Origin of the sequence: Granulicella aggregans (assembly GCF_025685565.1) — a bacterium.
Lineage (GTDB): Bacteria > Acidobacteriota > Terriglobia > Terriglobales > Acidobacteriaceae > Edaphobacter > Edaphobacter aggregans_B.
In genome coordinates, this window is record NZ_JAGSYE010000001.1 from 246,370 (window position 1) to 261,544 (window position 15,175).

At 61.0% G+C, this 15,175-nt stretch carries 11 protein-coding genes and 1 tRNA gene; 9 read left to right on the forward strand and 3 right to left on the reverse strand.

Features of this window, described 5'->3' with window-relative positions:
- Positions 1 to 61 precede the first annotated feature (61 nt).
- Complete coding sequence (locus OHL18_RS00970; protein WP_263372965.1) at positions 62 to 1,039, reverse strand: transglutaminase-like domain-containing protein; 978 nt, start codon at positions 1,037 to 1,039, stop codon at positions 62 to 64.
- A 125-nt stretch (positions 1,040 to 1,164) separates the two neighbouring features.
- A complete protein-coding gene (locus OHL18_RS00975) occupies positions 1,165 to 1,803 on the reverse strand; it encodes a TetR family transcriptional regulator (RefSeq protein ID WP_263372966.1) in 639 nt (212 codons plus the stop codon).
- 315 nt (positions 1,804 to 2,118) lie between these two features.
- On the opposite strand from OHL18_RS00975, the gene OHL18_RS00980 reads away from it, so the two are divergent.
- The 3 genes from OHL18_RS00980 to OHL18_RS00990 are packed head-to-tail and all read left to right on the forward strand — an operon-like array spanning position 2,119 to position 8,149.
- The gene (locus OHL18_RS00980; protein WP_263372967.1) at positions 2,119 to 3,261 is read left to right on the forward strand and encodes an efflux RND transporter periplasmic adaptor subunit; all 1,143 of its coding nucleotides are present in this window, start codon (positions 2,119 to 2,121) and stop codon (positions 3,259 to 3,261) included.
- A 12-nt stretch (positions 3,262 to 3,273) separates the two neighbouring features.
- Positions 3,274 to 6,429: an efflux RND transporter permease subunit gene (locus tag OHL18_RS00985; protein WP_263372968.1), complete on the forward strand. Its 3,156-nt coding sequence runs from the start codon at positions 3,274 to 3,276 to the stop codon at positions 6,427 to 6,429.
- A 1-nt stretch (position 6,430) separates the two neighbouring features.
- A complete protein-coding gene (locus OHL18_RS00990) occupies positions 6,431 to 8,149 on the forward strand; it encodes a TolC family protein (RefSeq protein ID WP_263372969.1) in 1,719 nt (572 codons plus the stop codon).
- Positions 8,150 to 8,625: 476 nt separating this feature from the next.
- Here the strand turns inward: OHL18_RS00990 and OHL18_RS00995 are convergent.
- Positions 8,626 to 8,701: transfer RNA gene (locus OHL18_RS00995), tRNA-Ala, on the reverse strand.
- 268 nt (positions 8,702 to 8,969) lie between these two features.
- Here OHL18_RS00995 and OHL18_RS01000 point away from each other — a divergent pair.
- The 6 genes from OHL18_RS01000 (at position 8,970) to lepB (ending at position 15,106) form a co-directional block, all read left to right on the forward strand.
- Complete coding sequence (locus OHL18_RS01000) at positions 8,970 to 9,677, forward strand: sigma-70 family RNA polymerase sigma factor (protein WP_263372970.1); 708 nt, start codon at positions 8,970 to 8,972, stop codon at positions 9,675 to 9,677.
- Positions 9,674 to 10,393 carry an anti-sigma factor family protein gene (locus OHL18_RS01005; protein WP_263372971.1) on the forward strand — a complete coding sequence of 240 codons (720 nt, stop codon included), beginning with the start codon at positions 9,674 to 9,676 and terminating at the stop codon, positions 10,391 to 10,393. The genes OHL18_RS01000 and OHL18_RS01005 overlap by 4 nt, the downstream gene beginning before the upstream one ends.
- Positions 10,394 to 10,493: 100 nt before the next feature.
- Positions 10,494 to 11,261 (forward strand): hypothetical protein, encoded by a 768-nt coding sequence (locus OHL18_RS01010; protein ID WP_263372972.1) that lies wholly within the window; start codon positions 10,494 to 10,496, stop codon positions 11,259 to 11,261.
- Positions 11,262 to 11,382: 121 nt separating this feature from the next.
- Entirely contained in the window at positions 11,383 to 13,155 is a 1,773-nt protein-coding gene (locus OHL18_RS01015; protein ID WP_263372973.1) for a tetratricopeptide repeat protein, read from the forward strand.
- 257 nt (positions 13,156 to 13,412) lie between these two features.
- Positions 13,413 to 14,228, forward strand: a complete 816-nt coding sequence (rnc, locus tag OHL18_RS01020) for a ribonuclease III (RefSeq protein ID WP_263372974.1) — start codon at positions 13,413 to 13,415, stop codon at positions 14,226 to 14,228.
- Positions 14,225 to 15,106 (forward strand): signal peptidase I, encoded by an 882-nt coding sequence (gene lepB / locus OHL18_RS01025; protein WP_263372975.1) that lies wholly within the window; start codon positions 14,225 to 14,227, stop codon positions 15,104 to 15,106. The genes rnc and lepB overlap by 4 nt, the downstream gene beginning before the upstream one ends.
- The last annotated feature ends 69 nt before the right edge of the window (positions 15,107 to 15,175 follow it).

Genomic DNA, 15,175 nt, shown 5'->3' on the forward strand with positions numbered 1-15,175 from the left:
TAAGCCTCGTGTTTTCCAGGGTGTCTTCTTCAGATTCACGTCTGCAGCTTCGTACTTTGGCCTAGGTCGTCGCAGCCTGCGTCTGCGTCGGACTGGCCTGGCTCGCATTGGTCTGCGTCGGCAGGCTGAGTTCCGAAGGATTCATCGGAGCTGCAACAGCCATTCCCGATCCTGGCTGTGGGACTCTGTTCCCCTCCGCATCCAGTTCATAGGAGTCGACGAAGAAGTAAGTTAGATGCGCCGCGCCAAAACTGGTCGTCAGGGCCACATCTGCGGCGTCCCTTCCGGTCGCCATCAGGATTCGCCCGAGCCTGGGGTAGTTGTGGCGGGCGTCCAGGTCGATCCATTGGCCGTCGAGAAAGACCTGGTACCAGGCGCTGAAGTCGCCCGGGCCGCTGGGAGTGCGTCGAATGTCCCCAATATAGCCGGTCACATAGCGGGCCGGGATGTTTTGGCATCGGGTCAGCGCGATCGCGAGATGCTGAAAGTCGCGGCAGACACCGATGCGCTCCGTATAGACGTCCATCGCCGTCTTCGTTGGCCGAGCGGCGTTGTAGTTGAACGTAACTTTTTCGTGGACCCAGTCGCGGATCGCGGTCGCGCGCGCCCACCCTGGCGGAAGAGTGCCAAAGAGATCATTCGCGATGCCGCCAAACCGGTCGACCTCACAGTACCGGCTGGGAAGCAGAAACTGGAGCACCTCGGTCGGCAGGTCCTCGATAGCGGCCTGTTGCGCGTCGGGATAGAGCGTATCTGGTTGCCCATCTGCTTCGATCACGTTTGTTCCGGAGAGGCGCAGGTGTCCGGCGGGAGCGACGAAACGGGAGCAGATATTGCCGAATGAGTCCGTATAGTCGGTCGCTGGGATGGGGACGATCGGGTCAACCCCTGCAAACTGGCTCGTCCCCAGATGCTCGATGAGCAGCTCCTCGTCGGCTTGCAGCCGCCCGTGGACAGACGGGTGCAGGCGCAGGAGAGCAACCATTACAGCCGGGTTCGGCAAATGAAACTGGATGTCGAACGTGGACCGGATTAACATGGAAACGTCACGGAGTCTCTCAAATGAAATGGGTGCGAATCTCAAGTCTAGCGCACACGCAGAAAATGCCTTCTGAGAGGCTTTGACTCATCTGATCGGGCCCATAACACTTACGAGGGAATCGGCTATTTTTGCTTTGTCTTCCTGGGTTGGGGCTGACTCGCACGATCGCAGCAAACGGCGACGATTGCCCCAAACACCTCGTCGACGATCTCAGCGATGGGCCGGGGCTGTTGAAGGACCCAATATTCAGCGCAGATGCCCGTCGCTGAAAGAGCGAGGCTGGCGAGCACATGGTGCTCGATGCCTGCATGACCCTCGTCGCCCTCTCTGCGGGCAAAGGCCGTGGCAATCTCCCGTTCAAGGATTGGCACTTCGAGAAACTGGGCCATTCGCGCGGCCCGGCTGCGCTCAGCGATTTGCAACACGCGTTCGGTGCCACGCAGGTCCGGGAGGAGGACCTTCTTGATGGCGGCCCTGGCTGCGTCGAGCTGGCTGATCTCGCGGCCCTCCGCGGCAATCGCTTTGATCAGGGCTTCTCCGTAGCTCTTCGTCGTCGATGCCATGACATCGTCTTTGGAAGAGAAGTAGCGGAAGAACGTGCGATAAGAGACGCCTGCCCGGCTCGCAATCTGTTCGACAGTGACTTCGTCGAAGCCTTGCTCATGGAAGAGATCGATGGCCGCGTTCCAGATCTCCCGGCGCACCACATCGTGCTTCTTTGCCTGCAGACTCTCCCGGCGTTCCTGTTCGCTGGCATCCATGATCTTCAGTTTAGCGCAAACAGCACTTCATGGCACATTACATCATTTGGGGCATTTTGCGTTGACAATGGCACATTGTGCCGTTAGTCTTCAGGAGCGACCTAACTTGCCGAGCAGAAACGAGAAGCCGGATTCATGCGAACCAGTCGTTCCAGCATTTCAGCAAAATCTACATATTTCCCTCGTCTGCGAGGGCTCGCTTTAACGGGGTCACTTGCGGTCCTGGTAGTTGGCTGTTCCCGTAAACCTTCCGCAAACGAAGCGCCGAAGGCAGCCACGGTTCAGGTGCTCGTGGCAAACGCGCAAAGCCGGTCCGTGCCGGTGTCCCTTGTGGAGACGGGCAGCTTCGTCGCGGATGAGTTATCGCAGGTCGCTCCGGCCCAGGCGGGACGCGTGATCAAGACGCCCGTTTCCGTCGGAGCTTACGTGAAGACCGGAGACGTAATCTGCGAGCTGGACCATCGGGATGCCGCGCTGAAGGTGGCTCAGAGTAAGGCACAGCTTGACCAGGCGATGGCTGCCGTCCGTCAGGCGCAGTCGCGAATCGGTCTGGAAAAAGGCAACTTCGACCCGATGGTCGTGCCTGAAGTATCGGCGGCGCGGGCGAACTATGAGTCGTCTGAGGCGCAGGCGAGATTGGCCACTGCCGATGCCAATCGGTATGCGAACCTCGTGGCCACAGGCGATGTCTCGCAGAGTATCTACGAGAAGCAACGCACCCAGGCGGAGACGGCCGTAGCCCAGGCCAAGGCCTCGAAGCAACAGTACGAAGCGGCAATCAACACCGCGAGGCAGAGCTACCAGGCTGTGGGTTCTTCGCAGGCCTCACTCGAAGCGATGCGGGCCGAGCTGGGACAGGCCGAGAAGGCGCTTGAAGACACGACGATTCGCGCTCCCTTCGATGGCTACGTGAGTGCGCGGCCGGTCTCCGTCGGCGAGTACGTGGCGACCTCAAGCTCAGTCGCCACGGTGGTACGAATCGGCACGCTCAAGCTGCAACTTCAGACGCCGGAGAAGAGCGCTGCCGGGCTGAAGGTGGGCATGCCTGTCACGGCAAGGGTCGCCGCCTACGGAGGGAGAGACTTCCAGGGCGTCACCTCCGCGATCAACCCGGTGGTCAGTTCAGACTCGCGCGCGTTCGTCGTCGAGGCTCGGTTCAACAACTCTGAGAACACGCTGCGGCCGGGAATGTTCGCAAGCGCGCGGGTGCTTCTGCCTGGCACGGAGCTCGCCGTCTTTGTTCCCAAGTCCGCGATCGTCCGCGACCGGACGACCGACTCCAACCAGGTCTTTATCGTCGAGGGCGGCAAGGCGCGCCTGCGAGTCGTCACCCTTGGAGACACCGACAAAGACCAGATTCGAGTGATCTCTGGAGTTACGGATCGAGAGATGGTGGCGCTCAACCACCAGAACGATCTCTACGACGGCGCGCCTGTAAACCCGCAGCCCGTTAAGTAACGGAGTGATGCAATGCATGGTTTAGCAAGTTTGTGTGTCCGTCGCCCGGTCTTTGCGACGATGTTGATTCTTTCGCTCGTCGTGGTCGGCGCGTTCTCTTACTTCACGCTTGGCGTCGACCTGCTGCCCAAGGTGGACGTCCCTACGGTGGCCGTGACTGTCTCCGATCCCGGAGCGTCGCCGGAGGAGATCGAGACCGAGATCAGCAAGAAGATCGAAGACGCTGTGAACACGATCAGCGGTATCGACGAACTTCGCTCGAACTCCTCCGAGGGGCAGGCCCAGGTCATCATCCAGTTCGATCTGGATAAGAACGGCGACGTGGCTGCCGAAGAAGTACAGAACAAGATCAATCTCATCAAGAACGATCTGCCGGCAAACGCCAAGGCACCGGTAGTGCAGAAGTTCGACCCCGATGCAGCCCCGGTGATCCAGATCGCCGTCTCCGCGCCGCGCGCTCTTCGTGATCTCACCCTGATTGCGGACAAGCTCATCCGGCAGAAGCTGGAAAACAGTCGAGGCGTCGGCCAGGTTCAATTGGTGGGCGGAGCGAGGCGCGAGATCCATGTGAATGTAGACCCGGAGAGACTCCGGGCCTACGGACTCACGATCACGGACGTGGTCAATGCGGTACGGCAGCAGAATCTCGAGTTGCCGGGCGGCTCTCTCAACGAAGGCACGCGCGAGTTTACGATCCGGACAATGGGCCGCATCACAAGCCCGGAGCAGTTCAACGACATCGCGATCGCCACAAGGCAGGGCTATGTCGTGAAGGTCAGCGACATTGGCTCCGCCGAGGATAGCTACGTGGAGCCGCGGACCTCGGGGAGACTGGATGGAACTCCCGCCGTGACGCTGGTGGTGTCGAAGCAGTCAGGCGCCAACTCGGTTGAAGTAGCTGACGAGGTCAAGGAGCGGCTGGCAGAGATCTCAGCGACACTGCCGAAAGACGTAAAAACCCAGATCGTGCAGGACCAGTCCGTGTTCATCATCGCGGCGATCGATGCGATCAAGCATCACCTGATCGAAGGCAGCTTTCTCGCTTGCGCGATCATCTTCCTGTTCCTGGCCAACTGGCGAACGACCTTGATTGCGGCGATCGCTATTCCTACCTCCATCATCTCGACATTTGCCTTGATGAAGGCCCTTGGGTTCACGCTCAACCAGATCACGATGCTGGCTCTGACGCTGATGGTCGGCATCGTCATCGACGACGCGATCATCGTGCTCGAAAACATCTATCGCTTCATCGAAGAGAAGGGTATGTCTCCGGTCCAGGCGGCCATCGAGGGAACCCGCGAGATCGGACTGGCAGTGATGGCGACCACGCTGTCGCTGCTTGCGGTCTTTCTTCCTGTGGGCTTCATGGGCGGGATCGTTGGACGGTTCATGAGCTCCTTCGGCTTTACGGCCGCCTTCGCCATCGCTGTCTCGCTGCTGGTGTCCTTCACGCTGACTCCGATGCTCTGCTCGCGCTTTCTCAAGCCGCCCGCGCAGGGAGATACGGAATCTCATGGCTCGAAGGAGTCGAAGTTCTTTCAGTACATCAGCAGCCGCCACCTGCGCTTGCTGACGTGGTCGATGGCGCACCGGAGGATCGTGCTCGCGATCTGTGGATGCACCATCCTGAGCATGGTGCCGTTGTTCATGCTGGTAGGCAAGGACTTCACGCCTGCCGATGACCAGTCGCAGTTCAACATCAATCTGCGTACCCCCGAAGGCACGTCACTGGCATCGACCACGCAGGAAGCGGAGGCCATCGCTCAGCAGATCCGAAACTTCCATGAGGTGAAGACCACGCTGATGACGGCAGGTGGTGGCACGGATGGAGCGGTCAACAGCGCGCAGATCTTCGTGAAGCTTGTCGACGTCAACGAACGGCACACCACCCAGACCGACATCATGCAGAAAGCCCGTGCGTTGCTTGCCAATTACCCCAACCTCCATAGCAGCGTAGAGCTTATCGCTACCGTGAGTAACGGAGGCACCAACGCGCAGGTGCAGTACTACATCCAGGGTCCGGACCTCGACAAGCTGACGCAATATTCCGATGAGCTGCTGAAGCGGATGAAGACGATTCCCGGAGTTACCGACTCCGACTCTTCGCTCAGGGGTGGGAAGCCGGAGATTCGGCTCGATATCGATCGTGCCCGGGCAGCAGACCTCGGCGTCTCCGTAAACAACATCGAAGAGGCGCTGAATACGCTGGTAGCTGGTCAGACAGTTTCGACCTTCAATGCGGGCGACGATCAGTACGACGTCAGGGTCCGCGCGGGCGAACAGTTCCGCAGCAGAGTGGAAGAGCTCAACAAGATCACCGTGCCTTCCTCAAGACAGCTCGGCCCGATCGGGCTCGACGAGGTGGTCTCCTCGCATCCATCGCTCAGCCCTTCAGCGGTGAACCGTATCGCTCGGCAGCGGCAGGCCACGCTGAGCTGCAACATCCTTCCCGGCTACTCGCAGTCGGCCATCATTGCCTCTCTCCAGAAGGCCGCGGCAGAGATGCACATGGATCAGGAGTATAAGACTGGTCTCGCCGGAGCGTCCAAGGAACTCGGGCGCGCGGCGTACTACTTCATCCTTGCCATCGTGCTGACCTTTATCTTCATGTACATCGTGCTGGCTGCGCAGTTCGAATCTTTCCTGCACCCGATTACGATCCTGCTCACGCTGCCTCTGGCAGTGCCCTTCGGAATCCTGTCGCTGCTGCTCACCGGGCAGACGGTCAACATCTTTTCAGGACTTGGGCTCCTTCTCTTGTTCGGCATCGTGAAGAAGAACGCGATCCTGCAGATCGACCATACGAACGGTCTGCGAGCGGGGGGCATGCCGCGATATGAAGCGATCCTTCGAGCAAATCAAGACAGGCTGCGGCCGATCCTTATGACCACTTTGGCGCTGGTGGCTGGCATGCTTCCCCTGGTCATCTCAAGAGGAACAGGGGCCGCGACCAATCGATCCATCGGAGTGCTGGTGGTTGGGGGCCAGTCGCTTTGCCTGCTGCTGACGCTCGTCGCGGTGCCCGTCTTCTACTCCCTCTTCGAAGATCTCTCGGAGCATCCCTTCCTCAAGAGAGCATCCCATCGCGGTCGCATGCTGATCTCGCAAATCCCGAAGAGATCGCGTCGCGTTCCCCCGGTCGTAACCACCTTGAATGGAGGGCTCTAGCGTGAAGAAGACTTTGCTTGCTGCTCTCCTCGCTTCAGTCAGCGCTACCGCTCAACTGCCAACGGTGAATCTGAAAGATCCCGCGTCACCCGCTCTGCCTCCCGCAACTACGCTTGAGATCGCGCCGAGAATCGGGATCACCAGCGAAGTGCAGCTTACTCTGCCGGAAGTGATCCGGGCTGTGCTCTCCAACAATCGTGACGTTGAAGTGTCTCGTCTCTCGCGAGAGAAAGCGGTGTTCACGCTGCGTGCGGCGAAGGGCTACTTCGATCCCGTCTTCGGCGGAAACGGATACGCAAACCGGCAGGTCACTCCCGCGGCGTCTTCTCTGGGCGGCGCAACCAACGGTGCGGTCATTCAGAAGGAGATCTACGCTGACCCGCAGATCACCGGCAGCTCCCCGTGGCTTGGAACGACCTACAAGCTGGACTTTGCCTCTGCGCGGATCGACAGCAACAACACCTTCAATAGCCTCAACCCTACTTATCCCACCTCCACGACCTTGCAACTGACGCAACCGCTCTGGGGAGGACTTTTCTTTGATCAGAACCGTGAGCGCCTGTCGGTTGCGCGGCGAGGCGTCGCGCAGACGCAGGAACAGTTTCGTCAACGAGTGATCGAGACAACGACGCAGGCAATCCACGCCTACTGGGAGCTGGACTACGCTCTCAACAACCTGAACGTTCAGATCGAGGCGGTCCGTCTCGCAGAGCAACAGGACGCCAGCAATCGGCGACAGGTGGAGCAAGGGATTCAAGCACCCGTCGATGTCATCCAGACCCAGACGCAGGTGTCGACCTATCAGCAGAACGTCTTCAACGCGCAGCTGCAACTTACCCAGGCGGAGAACACGCTGAAGGCGCTGATGCTGCCCAATCGCTCCGATCCGCTCTGGGATGCGGCGCTCAAGACCGCGACGAGTCTGGACGAATCGTCCGCCATTCCCACGTTTGAAGAAGCGATCCAGCAGGCTCTCGCGGAGCGTCCAGATCTGAAGGCGGGACAGATTGGCGTAAAGATCAGCGAGATCGATGCGCGCCTGGCGAGAGAGCAGGTGCGGCCTCAGATCAATCTCACCGCACAGGCTGGAGTACAGGGACTTGCTGGACGCACGGTCACACAAGCTGCCAATCCGTTCGGGGCGATCTTTGGCCCGCTCTTCACGCGGGTAGACGAGCTATCGGCACTCGCTGGCTTGCCCCCTGTCGATACATCCGGGCTTAGTGGAGGCAGCTCGGTACCAGGCTTCTTCGTCGGCGGCTACGGCGAGTCCCTGCAGACACTGCGGGACGGCAGGTTTCCAACGGTGCAGGTAGGTCTGCAGATATCGCTGCCAATCGGCAATCGCACCGCTCGCGCCGAGGCCCATATTGCGGAGACCAATACCAGGCAGTCCGTGGCGCAGCAGCAGCAGCTTGAGATGACCGTCGTCAGCGACGTACGGAACAGCCTACAGCAGTTGGTCAACGCCGATCTCGTGTTGACCGCTTCCCATCGTGCGGCCCAGCTTTCTGAGCAGCAGTATGAAAGCGAGCAGCGCCAGCTGAAAGCAGGCACGTCCTCGGTCTATCTCGTGCTTCAACGACAGAATGAGCTCATCAGTGCGAAGCTCCGGGAGATTCGTGCGACCGCGAACCGAGGCGAGGCCGAAGCTGAGTTCGACCGATCGACCGCCAATACGCTCCGCCGTCACAACATCGAGATAGCCGATAAAAAATAGAAGACGGGATATCGGCAGATCTTATTGGGATCGACCGATGACCTCTTCCCTGCCACTAGGGGATCACCCCGCGCCTTTTGACGGAGCCAAAGTTAGGAGCTGTACCAGAATCGCGGGTGCAAATCGCGCGTCCGACACGCCACCGTGGCCGGCAACAGCCCGGAACGATCTGAGGTGTCGCAGTTCGATCCTGCAAGCGGGGTGACGATATTCCTGCCATCGGTTCTCCTGATAGCGGTCATCACAACAAACGGCGTTACTTCTGACCAGTGCCGGGTTTAGATCACTTGAGTATCAAGACCATCGGCGACGAAGAGTTTCAGCGCCCCACGTAGTTGGTCGGCTGTAAATCAGCCCAAACCCAGGGTGGGGCGGTGTCTCGAAAAGTGTTTGGAAATTTGACAACAAGTGACACCAAACGCTCCCAGCAGGAGGCCGCTCGCTATCGCTAAACTATTGATTCGTAGAGGATTGTTTGGTGGACCTGATCGGGATCGAACCGATGACCTCTTCCATGCCATGGAAGCGCGCTCCCAGCTGCGCCACAGGCCCACTCTTGCAGAAGGACTTCTTTCATTCTCAGCTACGCCGCCCGTTTCGTCAATCCGCCTACCTCTGTCACTTTCGAGGCACGCTCAGACTGCCCGGGAACATTTCCCGCCCCCACCGGTGTCTAAGTAAACAGAGTGGTGCGAGACACTCGGTCGCCGGCGGCGCAGTTCAATCGCAAGTTTTATTCCATTTCAGCCACCTCCGGCAACCGTCTCTCGCTCGACTCGACAGACGTACCCCGGAAGCCGTACTTTAGAGGACACCCGACATGCAGGCGGGCACCAGAGTGGCAGATCTAGCGAGCGCAATCGGAATTCGTACCGAGGAAGCATCCCTCGTCGCCGACCTCAAGGCCGGCTCCGAAGAGGCCTTTGCGCAGCTCATCGCCCAGTATCACCAGCCCATCTACTCCCTCGTCGTCCGCTCCCTCAACGATCCCAGCGACGCCCCTGACATCACCCAGGAAGTCTTCATCAAGGTCTTTCGCAGCGTTCGCAGCTTCAACGGCGATGCCAGCCTGCGCACCTGGCTCTATCGCATCGCCCTGCATGAGGCCTCCAACCAGCGCCGCTGGTGGTCGCGCCACAAGCGTCAGGAAGTGACCATCGACGTTCCGGCAGAGACGGAAGAGTCTGGCGAGACCTTCTCTTTAGCTTCTACCCTCGCGGATCAAGGCGATTCGCCCTTCGACCACGCCTCCCAGAACGAGACTCGCATCAAGGTGGAAGCCGCGCTCCGCCAGCTTCCCGAGGTCTTCCGCACCGTCGTCGTCCTTCGCGAGATCGAAGGCTTCTCCTACGAAGAGATCGCCGAGATCCTGGACACGAATCTTGGCACCATCAAATCCCGTCTCACCCGCGGTCGTTCCGCCCTCCGCACCCTGCTCGTTGCCCAGGAATCCACAGCCGGATCTTCGCAGATAACGAGTCTGGGCCTGCTGCCGATGAATCAAAGAAACATGGAGTCGGCGCAATGAACCTGAACCCTTCGCTGGAGATCCTGAATCCGGAGTCCGCACAGGTCTGCGAGACGATGCGTGCTTCCTTCTCGGAGTACCTCGACGGCGCAGTCAACGGCCACGAGATGCACGCCATCGCGACCCATCTCCGCGCCTGCCCGTCGTGCGACGAAGAGTTCTCGAAGCTCCGTGAGATGCAGGCATCGCTCGCTAGTCTCCGGGCACTCAAGGCACCTGCGGACCTCGGCCTCAAGCTTCGCGTCGCCATCTCCCAGCAGAAGGCCAAGCAAAGCCGCACCTGGGCCGACCGGTTCTCTATCCAGTGGGAGAACGCCATCCGCCCGCTTGTGATCCAGGTCTCCGCCGGATTCGCCGGAACCATCGCACTCGTCGGCACCATCGCGATGGTACTCGGCATGGTCGCCGCGCCCGAGGCGGTGATGGCCCACGACGTCCCCCTAAGCGCCATCACGGCTCCGCACTTCCTCTACTCTGCCGCAGCCGAGCGCCCCATCGTCGCGGATCACGACACCACCATCGTCGTCGACGCATCGATCAACGCTCGAGGCCAGGTCTACGACTACAAGTACCTTTCCGGTCCCGAAAACCCGGAGGTCCAGAAGCAGGTCGCCGAGCAGCTCATGCTGAGTGTCTTCACCCCAGCCAGTGTCTTCGGATCGCCCGTCCGCGGCCACATCATTCTGACCTTCGATGGGATCTCCGTCCGCGCCTAGCCGTCCGGACCGCAATAGGTCATCGCAGACCTAAATTCACTTGATTTGTTCCATAACTCAGATCAAACTGCTCTGGGCAGCGACTGTCTGAGGTAGAAGTATGCGCAAACGCATCTCCGGAATCTTCCTGTGTGTCACGGCAGCGGCTTTGGCCTTCCCCACTTTGGGCCAGTTGGCGCGAACCCGGCCCACCATCCCCCGTTCTCCCTACACAGCGCACTACAAGATCACGCGGACCCAGAAGTTGTCGGACGGCAACGTCATCCGCAATGAGTCGACTGAAATCAGCGCCGTAGACTCGCAGGGCCGCCAAATGACTGCCACCACCGGGGCTTTGCCCTTCGGAGGCGACTCACTCCGAACGACGATCTTTGTCTTTGACCCGATCGCCCGAACCCACACCGTCTGGTCTTCTCCCGGCCACCAGGTGACGGTGGGATCGATGCCCGAGCCCGGAGCATCACGCATCTGCACTGCAAGCTCCACCGATGCCGATCCGAACACCAAGGGCGTACGCTCAGAGCGTCCGAAGCCGGTATTCGAGGCTCTTGGGACGGACACGATCCAGGGAATCGAGGCCCGCGGCCGGCGCATCACCACCACCTATCCCGCCGGCGAGATCGGCAATCAATATCCGCTGGTGACTACGTCCGAGGTGTGGACAGCAACCGCCCCGGCCCTTTCGGGCATGATCGTCCGCGAGACGTCGGACGACCCACGAACCGGCACAAGAAGCAAAGAACTTGTCAGCTACGAACAGGGAGACCCAGACGCGGCTATCTTCCAGCCACCCGCCAGCTACGAGATCGTCAAGAACACGACTGAAACCTCCTGTACGACCCAGACAATTTCAGCTCCACAGCAGTAACCGCTGCGGCCCGTGTTTGCATCGCTTCGATGGCTGCCATAAGCTAGCTGAGAACGTCGAATCTATCGTGCCCTCTACTGCTCCACACCCGCGTCAAATGCATCTCTCCAGGCCCCTGACCATGGCGCGACTCTCCAGACCTGCACTTGGTATCGCCGTCGCTGCGCTTCTGCTTCCGTCCTTCAGGCTGACGGCCCAATCCTCTTCGTCTTCCTCGCAGTCGTCCGGCACCGCGCCGCAGGAAGAGAGCCGCTCGACTGCAAAGCGTCCCACCGTCGAAGCCGGAGGCTCCGCCGTCACACTAGAGACCAGCGAACCTCTCTTCTACCTCGCTTCCGCACTCAACCTCTGCGGCTACGACGATGGCCTCGATCAATCCGACCCCGTCCGCGCCAAGGTACGCGCGGACATCGAATCTGCCGCCATCGCCACACCCGAGGCCGCCGACAGCCGCCGCGCGCTGTGCGAATACGTCCACACCCACCAGCTCTCCGACGGCGGCCTCAACCTCGCCCAGTACGTGTCGCTCGCGCTCTACCTTACCCCGCCGCCGGAACTCGCGCCGACCGCCGACGAGACCGATCTGCCCCCCGACTCCACCCAGGTCGTCAACATCCTGCCACTCCTCCGGACCTTCGCCGAGCAGGTCCACCTCCACGCCATCTGGATCAAGTACCGCCCTAACTACGAAGCGCTCGTCGACCTCGTCCACGACCCGCTGACCCGCACCATCCTCAACACAAACATCTACCTCAAGCTCCCCGCCAGCAGCTACGATGGCCGCCGGTTCCTCGTTCTGATCGAGCCTATGCTCGCCCCGGCGGCAAGCAACGCCCGCATCTACGGCAACGACTACACCGTCGTCGTCTCTCCATCTGCCACGCCACCCGGCAACGTCAAGATGGAGCAGGTCCGGCACACCTACCTCCACTACGAGGTCGAGCCGCTCGTCTACTCCCGCGCCACCGCGATGAACCGCCTGCAGCCCCTGCTCCGCACTGTGCAGGACGCTCCGATTGAATTCAGCTACAAATCCGACATCGTCTCGCTCATCGCCGAGTGCATGATCAAGGCTATCGAAGCCCACACCATGGACGCCGGCATTCCGAAGCCCGAAAAGACCACCAGCCACGAGCGCATCGATCAGGAGCGCTATACCGCGGAGATGACGGTATACGACCGCCAGACCGAGGCCGCCCGCCGCAACGCTGCCGAACTCTCTATGCGCCAGGGCTGGGTGCTGACCGGGTACTTCTACGACAGGCTCAGCGAGATGCAGCACGACGGCTCCAGCCTGAAGGACTCCATTGGCCAGATGGTCTACGGCATGGACATCGGACGCGAAGCCCACCACGACCAGCAGATCGTCTTCCTTCCTGAAGCCAGCCACGACGTTGTGCGCCGGACGCCCCGCCAGCCCACGGGCCTCGATCTCGCCGAGATGAAGCTCTTCAAGGGCGACAAAGACGGTGCCAGCGAGATCGCTGAGAAGGTCCTCGCCAGCCCGACCGGGGACCATGCCCGCGCCAACTACTTGATCGCCCGCGTCAACCTGCTCGACCAGCAGCCTGACGACGCCGTGACCCACTTCCACGCCGCGCTCGAGACCTCTCGCGACCCCCGCACCCTGGCCTGGTGCCACATCTATCTCGGACGTCTCTACGACATGCAGCAGACTCCCGACCGCAAGAAAGCCGTCGCCGAGTACAAGCTGGCCCTCAACCTCCGCGACGACCGCCCCGACACCAAGGCCGCCGCCGAAGCCGGCATCCGCGCTCCGTTCGCTCCACCCAAACGCGAAGCCATGCCCGATCCCGACGACAACGACAACACGCCCATCGACCCCACCGGCAAAGCCGAGAAAGACGCCTACAAGCCACCGCCTCCGCAATAACGCCCGAATCCCGAATCCTTGTCGTTTATCCACCTCACCTTGTCATTCTTCGACGAAGTCGGAGGATCTGCTTTCGCACTTGCCGTTGCCTAAACCCTCCCAAAGAAACGTCATCTCGACCGAAGCCGCGCAGCATCCCGCGCGGCGTAGTGGAGAGCCCCGCATCGGCACTGCACTTACCGCCGCCTACACCCTATTCGCTACCCCCTATACCCTGCTTTTCGGTCTAAAGTTAACAACTGGGGAGAGCTATCGACATGCCGCCAAGAAAATCCACACGCTCCCCCTTCGGCCACACCTTCAAGGACCCCTCCCTGCTCGAGCGCGCCCTGACCCACCGCTCGCTCGCCTACGAGACCTCCCCGCACCTGCTCTCCGACACCTCCGCCGACAACGAGCAGCTTGAGTTCCTCGGCGACGCCGTCCTCGGCCTGATCGTCGCCGAAGCCCTCTACCGCCGCTTCCCGCAGTCGCGCGAGGGCGAACTCACACGGCTCCGGGCCTCCATCGTCAGCCGCAAGCACCTTGGCGCGATGGCCGCGCGCATCGATCTTGGCAGCCATCTCCGCCTCGGCAAGGGAGAAGAACGCACCGGCGGCCGCGCCAAGTCCGCCCTGCTCTCGAACGCGCTTGAAGCCGTCATCGCCGCCATCTACCTTGACGGCGGCCTTAAGCCCACCGCCGCATTCATCGAGAAGAACATCCTCGAACCCGCTCTGCCCGAGATCACCCTCGCGCTCTCCACGCCCAACGGAGCAGGCTCCTCCACATTTTCGGGAGCCGTCGGCGACCACAAATCCGCCCTCCAGGAGCATCTGCAGGCCTCCGGTCTCGGCCAGCCCGAGTACCTACTCGTCTCCGAGTCAGGCCCCGACCACCAGAAGCGCTTCCACGTCCAGGTCGTGGTGCACGACCGTACCTCCGCCGCGGATGGTGTCCCAACCATCCTCGCTGAATCTGACGGCCCCACAAAAAAGGCCGCTCAGCAGGAGGCCGCACGCCTAGCCTTCCTGCGCATCGTGGCAGACGGCAACGCAGCCCACGCATCTCAAAAGTCTGTGGCAACCGAATGAGCGATCCCACCGAACTCCAGTCCGCCACCGTCGTGACACAGCCCGTAATCGTCGCGGAGACACTGGTTGTTGAGGATTTCGTCGTCACAACCCTCCCGCCCGGCCATCCCCGCTCACCCGAGTCTCACGGCATGATCCACGCCGTCCAGTCGCTGCTCTACATCATCATCGTCGCCATCTTCATCATCACCTTCGCGGTCCAGCCCTTCCGCATCCCGTCAGAGTCCATGGATCCGACGCTGATGGTCGGCGACTTCCTCCTCGTCGCCAAGCAGAACTTCCCCGCCTCCGCCGGCAATATTCCCCAGCCCTCTACCGCCATCCACCGCGGCGACGTCATCGTCTTCCACTACCCCGTCGATCCCTCCATCCACCTGGTTAAGCGCGTGATCGGCCTCCCCGGCGACCATCTCCGTCTCCGCGAGAACCATGTCTATATCGACGGCCGACCGCTCGACGAACCCTACGCCGTCTACCGCTCCGGCCCCGCAGACAACTTCCGCGATAACTTCCCGCGCCTTGCTAATCCCGATCCCGATGTCTCCTCAGCCTGGTGGATCCAGATGCGTTCGCTGGTCAACCACGGCGAACTCACCGTTCCGCCACACAGCTTCTTCGTCCTTGGCGACAACCGTAACAACAGCGAGGACAGCCGTTACTGGGGCTTCGTTCCCGCCTCCGCCATCGTCGGCAAGCCCCTGCTGATCTACTTCTCCGTCAACTCTTCGCCCAAGCCCGACGATGACGACGATAGCCGAGACCCCGATCCTACCCCCCGAGCATCCGCCCAGCCCATCGTCAAGCCCGCGAAGACTTCCACCTTCGGCGAGATTGCCAACTTCGCCCGCTGGAACCGGATACTCCGCGTGGTCCGCTAAACACCTCACTCCGGACCGAGCCGCCTCACCTCATTCAGCGATACACTGACAGAGCACCAGTGGAGAACG